The sequence below is a fragment of the Devosia sp. 919 genome, assembly GCF_013185965.1.
Taxonomy (GTDB): Bacteria; Pseudomonadota; Alphaproteobacteria; order Rhizobiales; family Devosiaceae; genus Devosia.
In genome coordinates, this window is the sequence record NZ_JABAOL010000001.1 from 172,028 (window position 1) to 191,596 (window position 19,569).

Below are 19,569 nucleotides of genomic sequence, written 5' to 3' on the forward strand. Positions count from 1 at the left end.
GGTGCTATTCTCCATTGCCGCTGATAAGATCGCCTACGGCGCGCCGCAGGCTCATAATGCCACTGTCGAAATGCCGGGTCGGATGGACGCGATTGGTCAGGAGAGTCCAGGCCCGGCTATTGGCGAAATCGATCCATAGGCCGGTGCCGGTAAAGCCGGTATGGCCAATCGTCTCGGCCGAGCAAGCCTCCCCACCCGACCACCCCTCATAGGCGCGCTCCCAGCCATGGGTCCGGCGTCCCGAAATGGGGGTGCGCATCAACTCGATTGCCTTGACCGAAGCACCCGTGCCATTCAGGAGGCCTTCGGCAAAGTCGAGCACAGCGCCAACGGTGCCGAACAGCCCGGCGTGACCGGAGCCCTGCAGCGCATAACAGTTCTCGTCATGCACTTCGCCAACCATGACCCGGCCCCGCCAGGGATCCTGTTCCGTTGCGACAGCCTGGGCGGGATCCGCCGACCAGGCGAAACCCGGTCCGGGATCGATCTGGCGCATGGAGCAGCCCTGCAACCGCTCCAGCACAAAGCCCAAAAGGATGAAATTGAGATCGGAATAAACCGCGGGACCGGACGTCCATTCATGCTGCATCACAAAGGCACGCAACAGTTCGGGATCACTGCCATAGGTATAGATGGGAAATACCCCGGGTAGCGGCGTCTGGTGTCCCAAACACTGCCGGAAGGTGATCTTGCGTTCCCAATTGTCGGGATTGTACTGCCGCCAATCTGGCAGCACTGAGATGATGGGTGCATCGAGATCGATGGTGCCCGCATCCGCCAGCGCCAGAATGCGCGGGGTGGTAAAAATCACCTTGGTGAGTGACGCCAGATCGAACGACGAGGCTTCGCTGATGGGGCGCTGCTCTGGTACCAGCTGTGCCAAGCCGATGGCCCTTGTTGCCCGGGAGCCGTCCCGCTCAACCACTCCGAGCACGCCGCCGGGGATGCGTCCTTGTTCAATCGCGTGCCGCACGGGGGCAAAAGCGCGCTCCGCTACATCCTCTAGGCTCATGCGTCCTCCAGCCTTACCCGGTGATCAATACCAGCATCTCGCCAGTTCGGCGTAGCTGGCTCATAGCCCGGCGGCCGCACCAGCGATGGGATCTGGGTGGCATCCACCGTGAAGTGCTGACGCCGCCGCTCGATAGTAGGCACCGCCGCAATCAAGCGCTTGGTATAGCTGTGCTGCGGATCAGACAGCACCGAGGCTGCAGCTCCAATCTCGACGAACTGGCCCGCATACATCACGGCAATCCGGTGGGCGATCCGCTCCACCACGGCCATGTCATGCGAGATGAAAAGGTAAGCGAGCCCGAATTCCTGCTGCAGTTCCACGAGCAGATCCAGCACTTTTGCTTGCACCGACACGTCAAGTGCTGACACGGCTTCATCCAGCACCAGAACATTGGGGTTCAGCATTAACGCCCGCGCAATGCAGAGCCGCTGGCGCTGCCCGCCCGAGAACTGATGGGGAAAGCGCAGGAGAGCATCTTCGGGCAGCCCAACACGGTCCAGCAGCATGCTCATGCGCTCACGCACTTTTCCATCCAGCTTCTGACCAGCGGCAATGGCAGGCTCGGCCATCAGGTCACGCACATTGAGACGGGGATTAAGCGAACCGAACGGATCCTGGAACACCATCTGCATCGGACGCTCACCTGCGCCCCTGGCCGTCTCGATGTTGCCACGGGTCCTGGCGACGAGGTCCAGCATGGCCCTGGCGGTAGTGGATTTACCCGAGCCGCTTTCCCCCACAATGGCCAGCGTTTCGCCGGGCGCCAGATGGAACTCGACCCCATCCACCGCATGCACCGCGCCCCTAGCGCGCGCAAACAGCCCCCGCTTGACCGGGAAGCGAACCACCAGGTCCTCTACAGCCACCGCCCGTGGCTCAGAGCCTTTGCGCGGCGCATCGCTGCGCACCGCACTACCCCGGTTAAAATGGGGCACCGCTCCAAGCAGGTGCTTGGTATAGTCGTGCTGCGGCCGGTCCAGTACGCCGTCGAGCGACCCCTGCTCCACCGCAACCCCGTTCTGCATCACCATGATCTGGTCGGCAATTCCGGCCACGAGCCCGATGTCATGAGTGATGAAGATCATCGCCATGCCGGTTTCTTCGCGCAGTTCAGCCAGGAGCGCCATGATCTGCGCCTGCACGGTAACATCGAGCGCCGTGGTCGGCTCATCGGCAATCAGCAGACGCGGATTGCTGGCGATCACCATCGCAATCATCACGCGCTGGCGCATGCCGCCAGATAGCTGGTGTGGATAATAAGCGAGCCGCGCCTTGGCATCGGGAATGCGCACCCGCTCCAGCGCCTGCTCTGCCGCCAGAGTTGCCGCGCGGCCCTCAAGCCCGCGGTTGAGGCGGAAGGCTTCCTCGATCTGCTTGCCAATGGTTTGCACCGGATTGAGCGAAGTCATGGGCTCCTGGAAGATCATGCCGATTTCGCGCCCCCGAATCCGGCGCAGCACGCCCTCCTCGGCACCGGTAATATCGAGCAGGTCGCCGTCTGGCCGCTGCAGCTTTACGCTGCCGCCAGTGACGCGCCCGCCGCCAAAATCAACCAGCCGGTTGATCGACAAGGCCGTAACTGACTTGCCCGAGCCGCTTTCCCCCACAATGGCGAGGGTCTGCCCTTGGTCGAGCTCAAAGCTGACGCCCCGCACCACTTCATGCGCCTTGGGATCACGCCCGAACCCGACCCGCAGGTCACGAACTGAAAGCAGCGGGCTCATGCCGAACGCCCCTGCGTGCGGGGATCGAGAATATCGCGCAAGGCGTCACCAAACAGATTGAAGCCCAAAATACCCAGCATGATGGTCAACCCGGGAAAGATCAGCAGCCAGGGCGCCTGCTGCATTAGGTTGCGCGCCTCGCTCATCATCAAGCCGAGCGAAGGCGACGGGGGCTGAGTGCCGAGTCCGAGAAAGCTGAGCCCCGCCTCGGTGAGAAGGGCCCATGCCAGCGCCAGGGTCACCTGCACGGTGAGCGGCGCCACGAGATTGAGCAGCAGGTGGCGGGTGAGGATAAACCATTGCGAGGAGCCAAAGGTCTTTGCTGCCTCGATGAATTCCCGCCGCTTCAGCGACAAGGTCGGGCCGCGCACGACGCGCGCAAAGATCGGTGTATAAACAATGCCGATGGCGGCAATGCTGGTCATGGTGCCGGGGCCGACAATGGCGATGATCAGCAGCGCCAGGAGGATCGCCGGGAAGGCGAGCAGCACATCCATCATCCGCATCAGCACGCCGTCAGCGGCGCCGCCCCACCAAGCGGCGAAAAGGCCGATCACCGTTCCTGCAAGGGTCGCCAGCCCCACCGAAGCAAAGGCCACAACAAAGGACTGACCGATCGCCACCATTAAGCGGCTGGCAGTATCGCGTCCGAGGAGGTCAGTGCCCATTAGATAGGTGCCGTTCGGCGCCTTCATCCGGTCAATACGAAACTGTTGCAGTGCATCATGGGGGGTGATCCCCACGGCCCCAAGGATTGCGAGGAGGATATAAAGCGTGACGATGGCAGCGCCGATCCGGCCGCTCGGATGAGCGGCAATAGCTTTGAGCAAACCCATCAGCGACTCCCCAGCCGAATGCGGGGATCAAGCGCCGCATAGGCGAGATCAACCAGAAGATTGACGATGAGGAAGTTGAAGGCCACGAACAGCACCGCGCCCTGCACCAGGGCGTAGTCGCGCTGGCTGATCGCATCGAGCGTCAGCCGCCCTAGGCCGGGCAGGGCAAAGATCTGTTCGACAATGACGGCGCCGCCCAGGAGATAACCGAACTCCACCCCGCTCAGCGTCACTACCGGGATCAGCGCATTGGGCAAGGCATGGCGCCAGATAACGCTGCGAGACGAAGCGCCCTTGGAGCGGGCGGTGCGCACATAATCTTCATGCAGCACATCGAGCATCGCCGAGCGCGAAATGCGGGTGACCGAAGCGGCAAAGGCAAAGCCCAGCGTCAGCGCCGGGAAGATCAGCTGACTGAGATTGGCCAGGGGATCGACGTGGAGCGGCGTGAACGTGCCCATCGCCGGCACGACTCCAAAATAAACCGACAGCACGAAGATGATCACGAGGCCCACCACAAAGCCGGGCGTTGATTGGCCCAGCATGGCCAGCACCCGCACGACGAGGTCAGTGGGACGCTGCGCCCGCGTCGCCGCGAGCACCCCCGCCGGCACCCCGATGCTGAGCGCGATGAGCATGGACAAAACGGCCAGTTCCAGCGTCAGCGGGAAGCGCTCGAGGATCACGGACAGCACCGGCCGGCCATAGGTGACCGACACACCCATATCGCCCCCGAACAGCCCAGTGAGCCAGCGCCAATATTGCAGGTGGATGGGTTGGTCGATGCCGAAATAGGCAGCCAGGGACGCACGTTGCGCCGGGGTCAGCAGTCCCGCTTCCGTGCCGAGCATCGCGGTGATCGCATCGCCCGGGATGAGCCGGATCGACACGAACACCAGCAGCGAAACGCCCAGCAGGATCAGCGGAAAGGTCAGCAGCCGCTGCGCGACGTAGTTCATGAAATCAACCGTTGGGAAAGGAGGCGGGCCCCTGGCCCGCCTTCAGGCATCAGGGGGTGACGGAAACCTTGGTCAGGCCGAACAGCGTACCGGTCGGCGAAGGCTCAAAGCCCGACACGGTCTTGAGCTGGGCCGTATAGGTGTTGGAGGTCGACAGCCAAATCCACGGGGCCATCTCCACCAGATGCGCCTCGAACCGGCCAAAGATTTCCTTGCGCTTGGCGGGGTCCGTTTCGATCCGGCCCTGCTGCATCAAGCTGTCGAGCTCGTCATCGACATAGTTGGAAACGGCGAGCAGATTGCCATCCTTAGTGAAGTAGCGATTATACATCGGATACGGATCGGGGCGGCCGCCGTTCTGGGCGACTGCCATGTCGAAATCACCGGCCAACCAAGTATCGACAAAGACATTGAGCTCCATGATCTTGATCTCGAGATCAACCCCGATCTCTGCCAACTGGCTCTGCAGCACCTGCGCCTCCGCCGAAGCGACTGGAGGTTCCCCGCTGGCGGCAATGACGGTGGCCTTGAACCCGTCTGCCATCCCGGCTTCTTCCATCAGCGCCTTAGCCTTTTCCAGCTCCTGCTCATAGCAGAACAGCGTGCTGGGATCGCTCGCATAGGCAGGCATGGTGAGGGGACCAGTCACCTGGCCCTCTCCCACCAGGGCCGTATCGAGCACTTCCTGGCGGTTCACCGCGCAAGAGATGGCCTGACGCACCAAGAGGTTGTCCATCGGCGCCCGCGAGGGATTAAGCTGGAGCACGTTGTAGGCTAGGCCCGGAATGGCATTGAGCTGCAGGTTCGGCTCATTAGGAACGAGCGTGGCGATCAGCGGATCGTTGAGCAGGGCAAAGTCGGTTTGCCCCGCACGCAGGGAGGCCAGGATCGCGGTCTCATCGGGCAGAACCGAAATGGTGATGCCATCGATGGCAAGCTCGCCGCCCGCCCATTCGGGATTGGCCCTCAGCACTTCGCGCGAATTCGGATCCCACTGGTCGAGCTTGAACGGACCCGAGCCAAGCGCTGTGGTGCCGATGCTGCCCGCCGTAATAGCGCTGGTCGGTACCACAGCGGCATTGATCGTGGCCATAGCCACGAGGATCGGCGCATCGGGCTGGGACAGGGTGAACACCACCGTCCCATCATCCGGCGTGTCGATCGCGGCGATGGACAGGAAGTTCGAGCGGGCGGCAGCGCCGGTCGCTTCATCCAGCAGCCGCTCAAAAGAAGCCTTCACATCCGCTGCCGTCACCGGGGTGCCATCACTGAACTTGGCGTCAGGGTCGAGCTTGAAGGTCAGCGTTGTGCCGTCCTCAGAAAAGCTCCAGCTTTCGGCAATCGCCGGCACCACATTGAGTTTGCCGTCGAGCCGCACGAGAGGCTCATAGATCAACTCCAGCAGCCGCAGGGACGAGAATGCGGTCTGGGTGTGCGGATCAAGCCCCGTGGCGTCCTGCGCCCAGGCCATGCGCAAGCTCGCCGCCTCAACGGGCAGCGCCAGGGCTGCGGAAAACATCGTCGCTATGGCGACGCTGGACAAAAACGGCTTGCCGAACTTCAGATGCATTGTGATCTCCGGTGCGAAACTCTTGCGCGCTCTTTGATGCCTCATGGGCCATCACGGTGCCGAGGGCGAGCTTATGCCTGGGAGAGCGGGAACGGCAATCAACCAACAGGTCGATAGCCTCGCTTCACAAAGCTTGGCAGCGCTTCTTGCGTTGACGAGCTTAGCGCCATAACGTCTGCTCTGTCGAGACTGGTATCATACTGGATCTATCGGGAGGGGCCGGTGATGGCAGAAAACGGGCTGGCGGCGCTTGCGCCCCAGGGTGAAGAGCTGCCCTCTACCCTGTCGCAGGCCATTGTTGCTGCCATGCGCAGCGACATGGCCCATGAAGACCCACTTTATCTGCAGCTCGCCCGCGCCATTCGCGGCCTGATCGAAAGCGGTCACCTGCGTTACCGCGAATCGCTGCCTTCGGAGCGCACTTTGGTCCGGGCCACCGGCATTTCCCGTGTCACCGTGCGCAAGGCGATCGACCAACTGTTTCGCGAAGGTCTGGTGTCGCGCCGCCCCGGCGCCGGCTCCTATGTCGCCCGCAAATTCGACCAGCCCATGTCGGTTCTGGTCGGGTTCAGCGCCGATATGACGCGGCGCGGCCTTGCCGGCCGCTCCATTCTGTTGGGCAAGACGGTGAGCCTGCCCAAGCCGGACGAACAGCTCAAGCTGGCGCTGTCGCCCAGCGACAAGGTGCTGCGACTGTCGCGCGTTCGGCTCGCCGATGACGAGCCGCTGGCCATTGAAAATGCCGTAGTGCCGCTCTTTGCCGTGGAGCCCGAGCGAATCGAGCACTCGCTCTACGACGCGATGCGCCACACCGGTAACCGGCCGGTGCGCGCGCTGCAGCGCCTGCGCGCCGCCGTCGCCAACACCGATGAAGCGCGCCATCTCGAGATCCCCGAAGGCAGCCCGATCCTCCATATCGAGCGCCATTCCTTTCTCGCCAATGGCAAGCCCATCGAAGTGACCCATTCCGCTTACCGCGGTGATCGCTATGATTTTGTCGCCGAACTGCACCTCGAAGACTGAGGCAAAATGCGACAAGTGCTTTACATCCGCAGCGCCTTGTTCAATGCTGTGGTATTGCACTGGTATGGTCCGTGCGCAGGAGGCCATGCATGGCGCGGTTGAACCTTCGTGGCGTCAAGAAACGCTTCAAGAGCACTGAAGTGCTCCATGGCATCGATCTCGACATCGGTGATCGTGAATTTGTGGTGTTTGTCGGCCCCTCCGGCTGCGGCAAGTCGACCTTGCTGCGCCTGATCGCCGGCCTCGACCCCATCAGCGAAGGCGAGTTCATCCTCAACGGCCGGCGCATGAACGAAGTGCATCCGTCCCAGCGCGGCATTGCCATGGTGTTCCAGAGCTATGCGCTTTACCCGCATATGGATGTCTACGAGAACATGGCCTTTGGCGCTCGGCTGATGGGCCTGAGCAAGACCGAGGTTGAAGCCCGCATCGCCCAAACCGCGCGCATGCTGCAGCTCGAGCCACTGCTTAAGCGCCGCCCGCGCGAATTGTCGGGCGGCCAGCGCCAGCGCGTTGCCATTGGCCGCGCCCTTGTGCGCAAGCCCGAAGTGTTCCTGCTCGATGAGCCGCTGTCCAATCTCGATGCAGCCCTGCGCTCCGAAGTGCGCCTCGAAATCGCGCGCCTGCACCGGGAAATCGGTGGCACCATGATCTATGTGACCCACGACCAAGTGGAAGCCATGACCCTGGCCGACCGGATCGTCGTCATGAATGCCGGTCGGATCGAGCAAGTGGGCTCGCCCCGCGAACTTTATGAAACCCCGGCCAATCTCTTTGTGGCGACCTTTATCGGCTCGCCTAAAATGGCGGTGATCAATGCTGAGCGCACCGGCAATGCCGTGACTGTCGCCGGCGCCACGGTGCCACTCGCTCGCCTGCCCGCCGGTGGAGGTGCGCTACGCCTGGGCATTCGCCCCGACGCCATGCGCATTCAGCGCGAGCCGGGTGCCAGCGCCATTCCGGCCAAAGTCGTTTACACCGAATATCTGGGTGAAAACGCCTTTGTTTATGCCCGGCTCGTGGATGGCACGCTGGTGGGCATCCGCACCACGCCCAATGATCTCTATGAGCCCGACGCGCCGGTCGGCCTGCTGCTCGACAATGACGCGATCCATTTCTTTTCTGCCGAAGATGGCCGCCGGTTACCCGCGTAATCCAGGTGGCGAGTTGATGACGATTACGCCTGCAAACAAATCAAGGGAGTTGAAATGCCAAGCACACTCATTCGGATCGGCGCCGCACTGGCCGCCATCACCGTCGCGGCGCCCGCACTGGCGCAGGACCTGACCTTCTGGAGCTGGCGCCAGGAAGATCGCGCCCAGTATGACCAGTTCATCGACACGTTCGAAGCCGCCAATCCCGGCATCACCGTAAACTTCGAAACCTTCGAAGCCACGAACTACAACACCATTCTCGCCACGGCTCTCGCCGGCGGCAGCGGGCCCGACCTGATGATGGTCCGCGCCTATGGGGGGCTCGAAAACATCGCCGTGCCCGGCTATCTCGAGCCGCTGACGACCGAAATCGTGCCGGCTCTGGCCAACTACACGCCCGAAGCGCTGGCCGCCGAAACCGTGCGCGCCGACGGCAAGGTCTATGCCGTGCCCTTCGCCAGCCAGACTCAGCTCGTGATCTACAACAAGAAGATTTTCGATGATGCAGGCCTCAGCGAACCCCAGACCTGGGACGAGTTCATGGCGCTGAGCCAGAAGCTCAAGGACAGCGGCATCATCCCGATCGCCAATGGCACCGCCACTGCCTGGCAGAACGAGACCGTGACCTTCGACTTCGTGTCCTCGCTGATGGGCAAGGATTTCGTTGCCGATATCATGTCGGGCGAAACCGATTTCACCGATGAGCGCTTCACCAGTGCCCTGGCCGCTCTCAAAGACCTGTCACAGTACTTCCCGGACGGCTTTATCGGCCTTGATTATGCCAGCGCCCAGCAGCTGTTCTCCTCGGGCATGGCGGCGATGTTTGGCGGCGGCTCCTATGAGCTGGCCACCTTCCGCGCCCAGAACCCCGATCTGGAACTCGGCGTCTTTGCCGCCCCCGGCCGTACTGCCGAGGACGAAAAGCTTGTCGCTCTCTATTTCGACGGCGGCTATGCAGCCAATGCCGCCGGCGCCAACAAGGAAGCGGCGCTCAAGTTCATCAACTATCTCGCGAGCACCGAATTCGGTCAGGCCTTTGCCGACAACCTCAACAACATCTCAACCGCTCCGGGCGTGACGTTCCAGGATCCGCTCCTGGCCGAGGTTGCCGAGCTCAATACCAGCTCGATCCCCTACCTGTTCCTGGTTGCCTTCCGCTATGGCGAGCCCTCCGGCTCGGTGCTGATCCAGAGCGAAGTGCAAAAGCTGTTCGCCGGCGAAACCACGCCGGAAGCCGCGGGCCAAGCCATCACCGATGGTCTCAAGGTCTGGTACGAGCCCTTCCAGGACTGATCACCCCTTTGCCCAATCCCTCCCTCGCCCACCGGCGGGGGAGATCCTAGCTGGAGAACACCATGCCGCAACTTCGCCTCACCGGGCGCGGGCTTTGGATCACGGCGCTGATCGTGCCGCCACTGGCCTTTGTGGCGCTGTTCGTCGTCTACCCGATCATTTCCGCCTTCGCTTATGCCTTCTTTGACTGGAACGGGCTGCTGCGCGGCGAATTTGTCGGCCTCGACAACTTCCATACCGTGCTGTTCGCCGAGCCCTATGCCAGCTGGACCCGCAACGCTTTCTCCCACAACATCATCGTCTTTTTTGCCCTCATGGTGCTGCAGAACGGCCTGGGCTTTTTCCTCGCCTATGCGCTGTGGCGCGAACTGCCAGGCGCCCGCTTCCACCGGGTCGCGGTGTTCCTGCCCGTCGTGCTCTCGACCATCATTGTCGGCTATCTCTTCAAGCTCTTCCTTCATCCGCTGTTCGGCGTCGTCAACATCAGCCTGCGCGGCATGGGCCTGGGCGAACTGGCGCAACCTTGGCTCGGGCAAAGCTCAACCGCGCTTTGGGCCCTGATCGCCGCCAATGCCTGGCACATGGTCGGCTTTCCCACCCTTGTCTTCCTCGCCGGCATGCAGCGCATCCCCACGGAAATGCTCGATGCCGTGCGCATGGAAACCCGCAGCGAATGGGTCAAGATCACCAAGATTGTCTGGCCGCTCGTCGCGCCCAGCGCCACCGTCGTCTTCGTCTTGCTGTTTGTGGGCGCGTTTAACTGGTTCGAGCTGCCCTATGTGATGGCGGGGCTCGATGGCTCGCCCTTTGGCTCTACCGACGTGCTGGGCCTTTATTTTTACCGCACCGCCTTCGGTAATGTGTCCTCTGGTCAGCAAGACTTCGGTCTGGGCAGTGCCCTTGCCGTGCTGATCTTCCTCTTCATTGCCGCCGTCGCCGGCGTCATCACGGTGCGCCTACGCGCACGGGAGATCCAGTTGTGAGCACTGTCACCAGCACTTACAGCGATCGTCCCGGCCTCATCGCCACCCTAGGGCGCGACGGGCTGGTCCAGATCATCCTCATCGCCAATACCTTCATCATGCTGGCGCCCATCGTCATCATGATGTTTTCGGCCTTCAAGACCACGCCGCAGATCTTCGCTTCGCCCTTCGGCATTCCTGATTTCACCAATCTGGTCAATTTCAGCCGGATCTGGACCCAGACCAACTTCCTGCAGTACCTCATCAATTCCTTCGTCGTGACTGGCGCCTCCATGGCACTGATCCTGACCCTCGGCACGATGGCAGCCTATGCGCTGGCGCGTTACGAGTTCTTCGGCGCCGGCTTTATCCTGATGTTCTTCATCGCGGGCCTGACCCTGCCCCTCAAGCTCGCCATCATCCCGCTCTTCATGCTGATGCGCGATCTCGGCATTCTCAACAATCAGCTCTCGCTGATCTTTGTTTATACCGCCATGGGCCTACCCACGACGATCTTCATCATGACGGGGTTCATTCGCACCCTGCCCAATGAACTTGAAGATGCCGCCCGCATGGATGGCGCCAGCGAGGCGCGGATCATGTGGTCGATCATGCTGCCCCTGGTGCGTCCGGCCATGGTCATCGCCGGCATCCAGAACGTCGTGCCGATCTGGAACGACTTCTTTTTCCCGCTGGTGTTCATCCAGAACGATCGCCTGAAAACCCTGCCCCAGGGCCTCACTACCTTCATGGGTGAATATTCCACCGACTACGGCGTGCTTTATGCCGGCCTGACGCTCTCGGCCCTGCCGATCATCATCATCTATATCGTGCTGTCCCGGCAGTTCATCAGCGGCATGACCTCGGGAGCCATCAAATGAGCCTGCGCCTGCAACAGGGTAGCCTCATCGTGTCCTGCCAGGCCCGGGCCGACAATCCCCTGCATGGTCCCCAGTTCATGGGCGCCATGGCCCTGGCCGCACGCGATGGGGGCGCCAGCGCCATTCGCGCCAATGGGCCCGAGGATGTGCGCACCGTGAAAGCTGCGGGTCTGCCGGTGATCGGCATCCACAAGGTCTTTTCCCCGGACGTGCCCGTTTACATCACCCCCACCATTGCGGCCGCCGATGCGCTGGCGGCAGCCGGTGCCGATATCATCGCGTTGGATTGCACCCCGCGCCCCCGCCATGGCGATGAAGCTGCTGCCATCATCGCCCATATCCGCGACCGGCTTGGGCTTGAAACCTTTGCCGATGTCTCGACGGTGGAGGAGGGCATCGCGGCGGCGGCCATGGGCGCGACCTATGTTTCGACCACGCTCTCGGGCTATACCGAATACACCCAGCCCAAGCCCGACCTGCCCGACTTCGAGCTGATCCGTGCGCTTGCTGCCGCCGTTAAGACGCCCATCATCGCCGAAGGCCGCTTCAACACCCCCGAACTGGCGCAAGCCGCGATCGCTGCTGGCGCCTATGCCGTCGTGGTCGGCACCATGATCACCAATCCGCGCGAGATCACCCGCGGCTTTGCCCGGGCGGTTGCCGAGGCACATTGATGGCAGGCTTTCTAGGCATCGATATCGGCGGCACCGCCTCGCGCTGGGTGCTGGTGGATGCAACTGGCACCCCGCTCGCCCGTGGTTCGGCCGCCGGCGCCACCGGCCATCTCTTTAATGCCGCTGAACGCGAGCGACTGGCCACCACCCTCGCCGCTATCGCCGCAGCGCTCCCTCAAGAGCCCATCCATGCTACCTGCCTGGGCATTACAGGGCTGGGCCAAAGCGTGCATGAAGAGGCACGGCAACTGGTCGGCAGCAGCTTCAAGCTCCAGGCAGGCGCCATTCGCCTCATCGATGACATGGAACTGGCCTTTCGCGCTGCCTTTGCTCCGGGCGAAGGGCACCTCATCTCGGCGGGAACGGGCTCGATCGGGCTGCATCTCGATGCCAACGGCACCATGCTCCGGGTCGGCGGTCGCGGGCTCCTGATCGATGACGGCGGCTCGGGCACCTGGATCGCCCTGACCGCGCTAGATCAACTCTATCGCCGCATCGATGCCACCGGCGGCCCTGCCGATGCCGCCATCCTCGCGCGCGAACTCTTTGCCGAGATGGGCGGCGACCACTGGGATCAGACCCGGACCTTTGTTTATGGCAGCGACCGCGGCCGGATCGGCACCCTCGCCCAGGCCGTGGCCCGCGCCGCGACTGCCGGCGATCCACTGGCAACCGAGGTCCTCGAGCGCGCCGCCGATGAACTCGCCCGTCTCGCCAAGGCGCTGATCGGGCGCGCCGGCAGGCTCCCCGTCGCCTTTGTGGGTGGGATCACGACGCTCCACCCCCTGATCAAATCCGGCCTGACCGCTGCCCTACCGGAAACATCAGTCAGTTTCCCCCAGATCGACGCCGCGAGCCACGCAGCCCAATGGGCCAGAACCACTCACCAACAGGAGGCCCCTTTATGAGCCACACCACCGAATCCGCCTCCCTGCGCTTCGCCAATCTCGAAGACTGGTCCAGCACCGATCTCGTTGCCGGCATTCTGGAAGGCCAGTTCAGCGCGATCAGTGCCGTCCAGGCCGCCAGCGCCCCCATCGCCGAAGCCATTGACCGGGGCGCCGAACGGCTGGCCCGTGGTGGTCGCCTCGTTTACCTCGGCGCCGGCACCTCGGGGCGCATCGCCACCCAGGACGCTGCCGAACTGCCCCCCACCTTCAACTGGCCCTATGAGCGGGCCCTCAGCCTCATGGCAGGCGGGGAAGATGCCGTGTTCCGCGCCGCCGAAGGTGCCGAAGACAGCGAGCAGCTGGCCATCGAGGCTCTCGAGGGCATCGGCGTCAACGAAAACGACGTGGTGATTGCCCTCGCCGCCAGCGGCCGCACCCCCTATGCTATTGCCGGCGTCCAGCATGCCCGCGCCAAGGGTGCCTTGACGATCAGCATCTTCAACAACTCAGGCGCTCGCCTGGGCGAAGTGGCCGATATCGCCGTGCTGCTCGATACCGGGGCCGAGATCCTTTCGGGCTCCACTCGCATGAAGGCTGGCACCGCGCAAAAGGCGGCGCTCAATTGCATCTCGACGGGCGTGATGATCCGGCTGGGGTTTGTGTATCGCGGCCTTATGGTCGAGATGCGCCCCACCAATACCAAGCTCAAGGACCGCGCCGCCAAAATGGTCGCGACCCTCACCGACACCGATTACGCCACCGCCGCCGAGGCCCTCGCCGCTGCCGGCGGCAGCATCAAGATCGCCACCGTCATGCTGCTCAAGTCGCTCGATCGGGCGGGCGCGGAAGCTGCTCTGGCCGGCGTCGACGGCAATCTGCGCCGCGCCCTGCAATAATCCGGCGCGCGTTACGCGGCGTCCGCGCAAAGATCCCGGGACAACCGCTTATGGTTTACCTTCCGTCAACCCGCAGACGCGAATAGTGCCGACCTCATTGAAACCCAGGAGGCACCATGAGCGACGCTGGTATTGCGGGTGGACGGATCCGTTCCTTTGTTGAACGCATCGAGCAGATCGAAGGCGAGATCGCCGAACTCAACGAAGGCAAGAAAGAGATCTTTGCCGAAGCCAAGGGCGAAGGGTTCGACGTCAAGGTGATCCGCGAGATCATCAAGCTGCGCAAGCAGGACCAGGACGAGCGTGACGAGCACGAAACCCTGCTCGATCTCTATATGCGCGCCATGGACCGCACCGACGAGACCGAAGACGCCAAGGCGGCCTGAGCCGGCCTTCGCCTCGTGAGCTTGGAAAAGCACTCCCAGCCAGCTTGGGGGTGCTTTTTGCTGTCAGCTGGTCCCGTCCGGCAATGGTCGCCACGGGCCCTCGCCCGCCCGCTGCAGCAAGGGCGAAGCCAGCGGTGCCACGATGCGCTCTCGCCAGGGCGCCAGCGGCTCCTGCCACCGCGTGCCCTGCAGCATCGCCACCCCGATCACCACCGGCTCGATCCCGGCCTTCCCCAGCAGCCGCAACACGGCTCCTGTCGAGGTGCCTGAACTGATCACATCGTCGATCACCGCCACCCGCTTGCCCTCCAGCAAGGGCAGCATGCGCGGATCAACGAACATGGTCTTGCCCAGTCCCGGGCTGGTGATCGAGCTGATCGGCTCGGAGAGATCCTCGACATACCAGAACTTGCGCGAAGTTCCGAGCGCCACCATCCGGGGGTGGCCCAGCCGGCGCGCCACATTATTGGCGAGCGGCAAACCAAGCGTCGGCACCCCAACCACCACATCGGGCGCATGAGGGGCGAGCAGCCCCGCCAATTGCTCGGCCAGTGCATCTTCCACGGCAAAGCTCGCCTGGTTGATGATCAGGGAAGCAACCGCCCTGGTGCCATCGCCGGGCAGGACGCGAATGGGCAGCAGCAATTCGCGTCCATCCGCAAGTTGGGCCGGATAGCCCCCGAAATAGCCGGCTTCCGGGTCGCCGGGATAAGTGCCCTTCGGCACGATCTGCTGCCAAAAGCTGTGTGGTTCGATGGTCACGGCAAGGTTTCTCTTGCAAGGGCCCCACCCGGGAGCCGATGTCTGGGGGCTAGTGTTTCAAGTACGGGCTTTCGATGCAATCCAACAGCAATGACCCTTTCGAGCTCATGCACATGATCGAGCTGCGCCGCGACCTGCATGCCCACCCCGAACTGGGCTTTGAGGAAACGCGCACCAGCCAGATCGTCGCCGATCAACTCGCAGAGGTCGGCATCGAAGTGCATCGCGGCCTTGGCAAGACCGGCGTCGTCGGCACTTTGCGCGTGGGCACGGGCACAAGGGCGATCGCCTTGCGGGCCGATATGGACGCGCTGGCCATGCCTGAACTGGCCGAGCGCGATTATGCCTCCAAGACCCCTAACACCATGCATGCCTGCGGCCATGACGGCCACACCGTGATGCTGCTGGCGGCGGCACGCCACCTCGCCCGGGAGCGCAACTTTTCGGGCACAGTACATTTCATCTTCCAGCCCGCCGAAGAAGGACGCGGTGGTGCCAAGGCCATGATCGATGACGGTTTCTTCGAGCGCTTCCCGGTGGATGCTGTTTATGGTCTCCACAACATGCCCGGGCTCGCTCCCGACGAGATGGCAGTGGTCGCCGGCCCGCAGCTGGCCTCGTCCGATAGCTGGGAAGTGACGTTCCGCGGCATCGGCACCCATGGTGCCAAGCCCCATCTGGGGCGCGATGCCGTCACCGCCGCCGGCCAATTCCTTCTTGCCCTCCACACCATCGTCGCTCGTCGCGTCGATCCGCTGCAACCCGCCGTGGTGAGCGCCTGCGCTATCGAGAGCGGCGATTTCCGGGCCCTCAATGTCATCCCTGACACTGTCCGCATCGGCGGTACGGCCCGCGCCTACAGCGCCGCGGTGCGCGACCAGCTCGAAGCCGAAATTGGCCAGCTGGCGCAGGGCACCGCTGCCATGTTCGGCATCACTGCGGACTATAAATTCCTGCGCCGCATCCCGCCCGTGATCAACGATGCCGACGCGACCCGTCGCGCCCTGGCGGCAGCGCAGGCCGTAACGGGCCGGCCGGTGGTGACCGACTTTCCCCCCTCCACCGCGGGCGACGACTTTGCCTTCTTTGGCGCAGCGGTGCCTGGCGCCTATGTCTGGCTCGGCAATGGTCCGGCAGTGGATGGGGCGCTGCACCACAATTCGCGCTACGACTTCAACGACGAAGCCATTGCAACCGGCGCCCGCTTTTGGAGCACACTGGTTCAGCAAGAGCTGCGCTGAGCCGCATTGAGGCCATGCCTCAGGGCCTCGATAGCCCCGGGGCCATCGACCCGCATCGCGACCTTGATGGGCGGCCCGTCCGGGTAGCGCACCAGGGCGCCCGCTTCGGGCCCCTCGCTGACATCAACGGCAAGGCTCAGGGTGTCGAGGCCGAACAAACCCGGCTCGACCGCAAACAGCATCACGCAAGGGTCGTGGAGCGGCCGGCTTTCCCGGCCGGTGCCGAAATAAAGCGCGATGATCTCGGCACAAAGGTCTCCCGCGCGTGAGCCGCGCAGCGAGGCAATCTGCCCCGGAAGCACCCGCACGCGCCGGGTGACATCGAGCGGGATGACGGTGAGATCAAGCCCCGCTCCGAGCACCATCTGCGCCGCCTCCGGATCGGTGGCGAAATTATACTCCGAACGCGCCCCGATATTGCCGGGCTCGTCCACCGCTCCGCCCATAACGATGAGCCGACCCATGCGGGCCGCAGCATCAGGATGGTCGCGCACGAGGAGGGCGATATTGGTCAGGGGCCCGAGGGCAAGGATGTCGACGCTCCCCGCAGGCGCCGACTGCAATTGCTCGACCAGCCACCCGACCGCTTCTCCTTGCGCTTGGGCTTGCGGCGGGGGCAGCGTAAGGCCGCCCATCCCATCATCGCCGTGAATGGAGGTGAGTTCCGCCCCGCCACGACGAAGCGGCTGCGCAGCACCGCGGCGCACCGGCACATCGCTGCGCGCCATCGCGGCAAGCAGCCGAAGGCTGTTGCTTGTGCTCGCCTCGATACCGATATTGCCCGCGACCGTCGTCAGTCCCAGCACCTCGAACCGACCGCAAGCCACAGCGTAAAGGATCGCGACCGCATCATCGAGCCCGGGATCGGTGTCGATGATCACCCGCCGCGGGGTTGCTGGCGCGCTCAAGCTTTCTGCTCGTCAAGCAGGACCATCTCGGCCTTGAACTGGTCGGCAATCTGCAAGGCGTCGCGGAGCGCCTTCTTAGGCTCTACCGTTTGCACCTGCCGGTCCCGCATCAGCCAGCGGCCGGCCACCATAGTGTCGAGCACATCACCGGGCACGGCGGCAAACACCAGCGCCGAATAAGGATCATAGATCGGATGCAGCCGCGGCGCGGCAAGGCTGATGCGAATAAGGTCCGCCTGCTTGCCCGGCTCGAGCGAACCCGTCTGCAGATTGAGCCCCAGCACCCGGGCTCCCTCGATCGTCGCCATCTGCACGACATCGCGCGCCGGCAGCGGCCGCCGCGACTTGCCCAAGAGCTTGGCAAACATCGACACCGGCGCGAATTGCGCAAACAGATCCAGCGTATTGCCGCTCATTGCCCCGTCACTGCCCAGGCCAACCGGCAAACCGGCATTGCGCAAGGCCTCCACCGGCGCGATCCCGCGGCCGGCCTTGCCATTGGAGCGCGGATTGGTCGCGACGCAGACCTGCGCCTCGGCCATCAAGGTTATATCGGCATGATCGAGCTGCAGGCAGTGCGCGCAGATGAGGTTGGGCTTGAGCAAACCAGCTTCGCGCGTCACCTCGACCGTCGAGCAGCCATGGTTATCCTGCGCCCAGCGGACTTCCAGATCGCTTTCGGCCAGATGCATCTGCACCGGAATATCGGGGTGATCCGCCGACCATCGCGCTACCCGCTCCATGGTGGCGCGGCCGGTGGAGTATGGCGCATGCGGGGCAATCGAAGCCGTGACGAGCGGATGGCCGGCAAACTCATCCACCAGCGCCTCGACCAGGGCAAAGCCCTCGTCCCAGTCGCGATGATCGGGCGGCTGGAAGTCGGCGAGGGTCTGGCCGACAATGGCGCGCAGGCCCGAAGCCGCAGCTACCCGACCCACTTCCTGCTCGAAATAATACATGTCGGCGACGGTGGTGACCCCGCCCTGGATCATCTCCAGCGCCGACAGGGCCGAGCCGACCCGCACCATTTCGGGCGACACGAATTTGCGCTCAAGCGGCAGGATATAGCGGTACAGGCGATCATCCACGTCTTCGCCCAAGCCCCGGAACACCGCCATGCCCATATGGCAGTGGGTGTTGACCATGCCCGGCATGACGATATCGCCGCCGCAATCCACGATCTCGGCGCCGGCGATGGAGGGCGGCTCGCCACCGCCCAGTGCCGTGATGGTGGTGCCATCCACCTGCACCCAGCCAGGATTGTGCTCGCTCATCGCCTCGTCGAGCGTCAGCACCCAGGCATTGACGAAAAGAATGGTCACGCCGTTTCTGCCGCCAGAATCGTGCATTGCTCGGGCACGGGCACGAGCTTGGCCTGCCCACCCATCTCGAGCGGCCGCGTCAGCGGCCCATTGGCCAGCAGCGGGCCGGCGGGCGTGTCGCACTGATACTGGTAGGCACGACCCAGATAGGTGCGCAGCCCCAGCGTCGCCGGAATGCCTTCCATGGCGAGGTCAGGGCTTGCCACAAGGCCATCGGCCCGGCAGGCCAGCGTGAAGCTGTCGGGAATGGCGCCGAACTGCTCAAGGCCCAGCGTCAACCGCACGCCACCGGCAGCCTCGGCGGTGATCTTCGCCCCATCCCGCTCGACAACGCGCATGGGGATCAGGTTCTCAAAGCCCACAAACCGCGCGACGAACGCATTGGCTGGACGCTGATAGAGGGTTTCGGGCGTATCGAGCTGCATGATGCGGCCCGCATGCATGATGGCCACGCGATCCGAGATCGAAAAGGCTTCTTCCTGGTCGTGGGTGACGTAAACCGAGGTCGTGCCATTGGCGCGCTGCAGCTGGCGGATTTCGACCCGCATATCGACCCGCAGCTTGGCGTCGAGATTGGACAGCGGCTCGTCAAACATCAGCAGCGGCGGCTCAATAACGAGGGCGCGCGCCAGTGCCACACGCTGTTTTTGCCCACCCGACAGCTCTCCGGGCAGTCGGCTCGCGAGATGCGCGAGGCCCACGCGCTCGAGCATGGCCGCGACACGCTTGGTTTTTTCCGCCGGCGCAACCCCGCGCTGCTTGAGCCCAAAGCCCACATTGTCGGCCACGCTCATATGGGGAAAGAGCGCATAGTTCTGGAACACCAGCCCGATATCGCGCCGATGCGCGGGCAGGCGTGTCAGGTCGACCCCGCCAAGCAGGATGCGGCCTGAAGTGGGCTGCAGGAAACCGGCCACCAGACGCAGGGTCGTGGTCTTGCCGCAGCCGCTGGCGCCCAGCAGCGAGACGAGTTCGCCTTCCGCCACCTCGAGCGAAAGATCTTCAAGCACCTTGGTCGTGCCGTAATGGGCAGTGATCGACTGGATCGAAAGAGCTTTGGTCACGCGCGTGGC

The 19,569-nt window shown here is 63.6% G+C and carries 19 protein-coding genes; 10 read left to right on the forward strand and 9 right to left on the reverse strand.

Going from position 1 to position 19,569, the window contains the following annotated elements:
* Positions 1–4: 4 nt before the first annotated feature.
* The 5 genes from HRQ64_RS00835 to HRQ64_RS00855 are packed head-to-tail and all read right to left on the reverse strand — an operon-like array spanning position 5 to position 6,053.
* On the reverse strand, positions 5–1,012 hold the full coding sequence (locus HRQ64_RS00835) for a serine hydrolase domain-containing protein (protein WP_172121650.1): 1,008 nt from the start codon (positions 1,010–1,012) through the stop codon (positions 5–7).
* Positions 1,009–2,739 carry an ABC transporter ATP-binding protein gene (locus HRQ64_RS00840; RefSeq protein WP_172121651.1) on the reverse strand — a complete coding sequence of 577 codons (1,731 nt, stop codon included), beginning with the start codon at positions 2,737–2,739 and terminating at the stop codon, positions 1,009–1,011. The genes HRQ64_RS00835 and HRQ64_RS00840 overlap by 4 nt, the downstream gene beginning before the upstream one ends.
* The gene (locus HRQ64_RS00845; protein WP_172121652.1) at positions 2,736–3,575 is read right to left on the reverse strand and encodes an ABC transporter permease; all 840 of its coding nucleotides are present in this window, start codon (positions 3,573–3,575) and stop codon (positions 2,736–2,738) included. The genes HRQ64_RS00840 and HRQ64_RS00845 overlap by 4 nt, the downstream gene beginning before the upstream one ends.
* Entirely contained in the window at positions 3,575–4,534 is a 960-nt protein-coding gene (locus tag HRQ64_RS00850) for an ABC transporter permease (protein ID WP_172121653.1), read from the reverse strand. Before HRQ64_RS00850 ends, HRQ64_RS00845 begins: the two co-directional genes overlap by 1 nt.
* A gap of 49 nt (positions 4,535–4,583) precedes the next feature.
* Positions 4,584–6,053, reverse strand: a complete 1,470-nt coding sequence (locus HRQ64_RS00855) for an ABC transporter substrate-binding protein (protein ID WP_248308218.1) — start codon at positions 6,051–6,053, stop codon at positions 4,584–4,586.
* A gap of 276 nt (positions 6,054–6,329) precedes the next feature.
* On the opposite strand from HRQ64_RS00855, the gene HRQ64_RS00860 reads away from it, so the two are divergent.
* From HRQ64_RS00860 to HRQ64_RS00900, 9 genes are all read left to right on the forward strand, one after another.
* Complete coding sequence (locus HRQ64_RS00860) at positions 6,330–7,127, forward strand: GntR family transcriptional regulator (protein ID WP_172124715.1); 798 nt, start codon at positions 6,330–6,332, stop codon at positions 7,125–7,127.
* An 89-nt stretch (positions 7,128–7,216) separates the two neighbouring features.
* Positions 7,217–8,281 (forward strand): sn-glycerol-3-phosphate ABC transporter ATP-binding protein UgpC, encoded by a 1,065-nt coding sequence (gene ugpC, locus HRQ64_RS00865; protein ID WP_127754914.1) that lies wholly within the window; start codon positions 7,217–7,219, stop codon positions 8,279–8,281.
* Between the two features lie 54 nt (positions 8,282–8,335).
* On the forward strand, positions 8,336–9,574 hold the full coding sequence (locus tag HRQ64_RS00870; protein ID WP_172121655.1) for an extracellular solute-binding protein: 1,239 nt from the start codon (positions 8,336–8,338) through the stop codon (positions 9,572–9,574).
* Positions 9,575–9,636: 62 nt separating this feature from the next.
* Complete coding sequence (locus HRQ64_RS00875; protein ID WP_172121656.1) at positions 9,637–10,557, forward strand: sugar ABC transporter permease; 921 nt, start codon at positions 9,637–9,639, stop codon at positions 10,555–10,557.
* Positions 10,554–11,417 (forward strand): carbohydrate ABC transporter permease, encoded by an 864-nt coding sequence (locus HRQ64_RS00880; RefSeq protein ID WP_349236652.1) that lies wholly within the window; start codon positions 10,554–10,556, stop codon positions 11,415–11,417. The genes HRQ64_RS00875 and HRQ64_RS00880 overlap by 4 nt, the downstream gene beginning before the upstream one ends.
* Positions 11,414–12,091 (forward strand): putative N-acetylmannosamine-6-phosphate 2-epimerase, encoded by a 678-nt coding sequence (locus HRQ64_RS00885; protein ID WP_172121657.1) that lies wholly within the window; start codon positions 11,414–11,416, stop codon positions 12,089–12,091. Before HRQ64_RS00880 ends, HRQ64_RS00885 begins: the two co-directional genes overlap by 4 nt.
* A complete protein-coding gene (locus HRQ64_RS00890; RefSeq protein ID WP_172121658.1) occupies positions 12,091–12,999 on the forward strand; it encodes a BadF/BadG/BcrA/BcrD ATPase family protein in 909 nt (302 codons plus the stop codon). Before HRQ64_RS00885 ends, HRQ64_RS00890 begins: the two co-directional genes overlap by 1 nt.
* Entirely contained in the window at positions 12,996–13,877 is an 882-nt protein-coding gene (locus tag HRQ64_RS00895) for an N-acetylmuramic acid 6-phosphate etherase (RefSeq protein WP_172121659.1), read from the forward strand. Before HRQ64_RS00890 ends, HRQ64_RS00895 begins: the two co-directional genes overlap by 4 nt.
* 116 nt (positions 13,878–13,993) lie before the next feature.
* Positions 13,994–14,263, forward strand: a complete 270-nt coding sequence (locus HRQ64_RS00900) for a DUF2312 domain-containing protein (protein ID WP_127754919.1) — start codon at positions 13,994–13,996, stop codon at positions 14,261–14,263.
* A 63-nt stretch (positions 14,264–14,326) separates the two neighbouring features.
* Here HRQ64_RS00900 and HRQ64_RS00905 read toward each other — a convergent pair whose 3' ends face one another.
* On the reverse strand, positions 14,327–15,019 hold the full coding sequence (locus tag HRQ64_RS00905) for a phosphoribosyltransferase (protein WP_172124717.1): 693 nt from the start codon (positions 15,017–15,019) through the stop codon (positions 14,327–14,329).
* An 80-nt stretch (positions 15,020–15,099) separates the two neighbouring features.
* Here HRQ64_RS00905 and HRQ64_RS00910 point away from each other — a divergent pair, with 80 nt between their 5' ends.
* Complete coding sequence (locus HRQ64_RS00910; protein ID WP_172121660.1) at positions 15,100–16,266, forward strand: M20 aminoacylase family protein; 1,167 nt, start codon at positions 15,100–15,102, stop codon at positions 16,264–16,266.
* Here the strand turns inward: HRQ64_RS00910 and HRQ64_RS00915 are convergent.
* The 3 genes from HRQ64_RS00915 to HRQ64_RS00925 are packed head-to-tail and all read right to left on the reverse strand — an operon-like array spanning position 16,248 to position 19,560.
* Positions 16,248–17,174, reverse strand: a complete 927-nt coding sequence (locus HRQ64_RS00915) for a nucleoside hydrolase (protein WP_172121661.1) — start codon at positions 17,172–17,174, stop codon at positions 16,248–16,250. The two genes, HRQ64_RS00910 and HRQ64_RS00915, sit on opposite strands and share 19 nt — an antisense overlap.
* Positions 17,171–18,496 carry an amidohydrolase gene (locus HRQ64_RS00920; protein ID WP_349236653.1) on the reverse strand — a complete coding sequence of 442 codons (1,326 nt, stop codon included), beginning with the start codon at positions 18,494–18,496 and terminating at the stop codon, positions 17,171–17,173. Before HRQ64_RS00920 ends, HRQ64_RS00915 begins: the two co-directional genes overlap by 4 nt.
* Entirely contained in the window at positions 18,493–19,560 is a 1,068-nt protein-coding gene (locus HRQ64_RS00925; RefSeq protein WP_127754923.1) for an ABC transporter ATP-binding protein, read from the reverse strand. The genes HRQ64_RS00920 and HRQ64_RS00925 overlap by 4 nt, the downstream gene beginning before the upstream one ends.
* Positions 19,561–19,569 lie beyond the last annotated feature (9 nt).

Bases quoted from the DNA above. Each gene is read 5' to 3' on its own strand.
- HRQ64_RS00835 (WP_172121650.1), bottom strand. From the start codon at position 1,012: ATGAGCCTAGAGGATGTAGCGGAGCGCGCTTTTGCCCCCGTGCGGCAC.
- HRQ64_RS00840 (WP_172121651.1), bottom strand. From the start codon at position 2,739: ATGAGCCCGCTGCTTTCAGTTCGTGACCTGCGGGTCGGGTTCGGGCGT.
- HRQ64_RS00845 (WP_172121652.1), bottom strand. From the start codon at position 3,575: ATGGGTTTGCTCAAAGCTATTGCCGCTCATCCGAGCGGCCGGATCGGC.
- HRQ64_RS00850 (WP_172121653.1), bottom strand. From the start codon at position 4,534: ATGAACTACGTCGCGCAGCGGCTGCTGACCTTTCCGCTGATCCTGCTG.
- HRQ64_RS00855 (WP_248308218.1), bottom strand. From the start codon at position 6,053: ATGTTTTCCGCAGCCCTGGCGCTGCCCGTTGAGGCGGCGAGCTTGCGC.
- HRQ64_RS00860 (WP_172124715.1), top strand. From the start codon at position 6,330: ATGGCAGAAAACGGGCTGGCGGCGCTTGCGCCCCAGGGTGAAGAGCTG.
- ugpC (WP_127754914.1), top strand. From the start codon at position 7,217: ATGGCGCGGTTGAACCTTCGTGGCGTCAAGAAACGCTTCAAGAGCACT.
- HRQ64_RS00870 (WP_172121655.1), top strand. From the start codon at position 8,336: ATGCCAAGCACACTCATTCGGATCGGCGCCGCACTGGCCGCCATCACC.
- HRQ64_RS00875 (WP_172121656.1), top strand. From the start codon at position 9,637: ATGCCGCAACTTCGCCTCACCGGGCGCGGGCTTTGGATCACGGCGCTG.
- HRQ64_RS00885 (WP_172121657.1), top strand. From the start codon at position 11,414: ATGAGCCTGCGCCTGCAACAGGGTAGCCTCATCGTGTCCTGCCAGGCC.
- HRQ64_RS00890 (WP_172121658.1), top strand. From the start codon at position 12,091: ATGGCAGGCTTTCTAGGCATCGATATCGGCGGCACCGCCTCGCGCTGG.
- HRQ64_RS00895 (WP_172121659.1), top strand. From the start codon at position 12,996: ATGAGCCACACCACCGAATCCGCCTCCCTGCGCTTCGCCAATCTCGAA.
- HRQ64_RS00900 (WP_127754919.1), top strand. From the start codon at position 13,994: ATGAGCGACGCTGGTATTGCGGGTGGACGGATCCGTTCCTTTGTTGAA.
- HRQ64_RS00910 (WP_172121660.1), top strand. From the start codon at position 15,100: ATGCAATCCAACAGCAATGACCCTTTCGAGCTCATGCACATGATCGAG.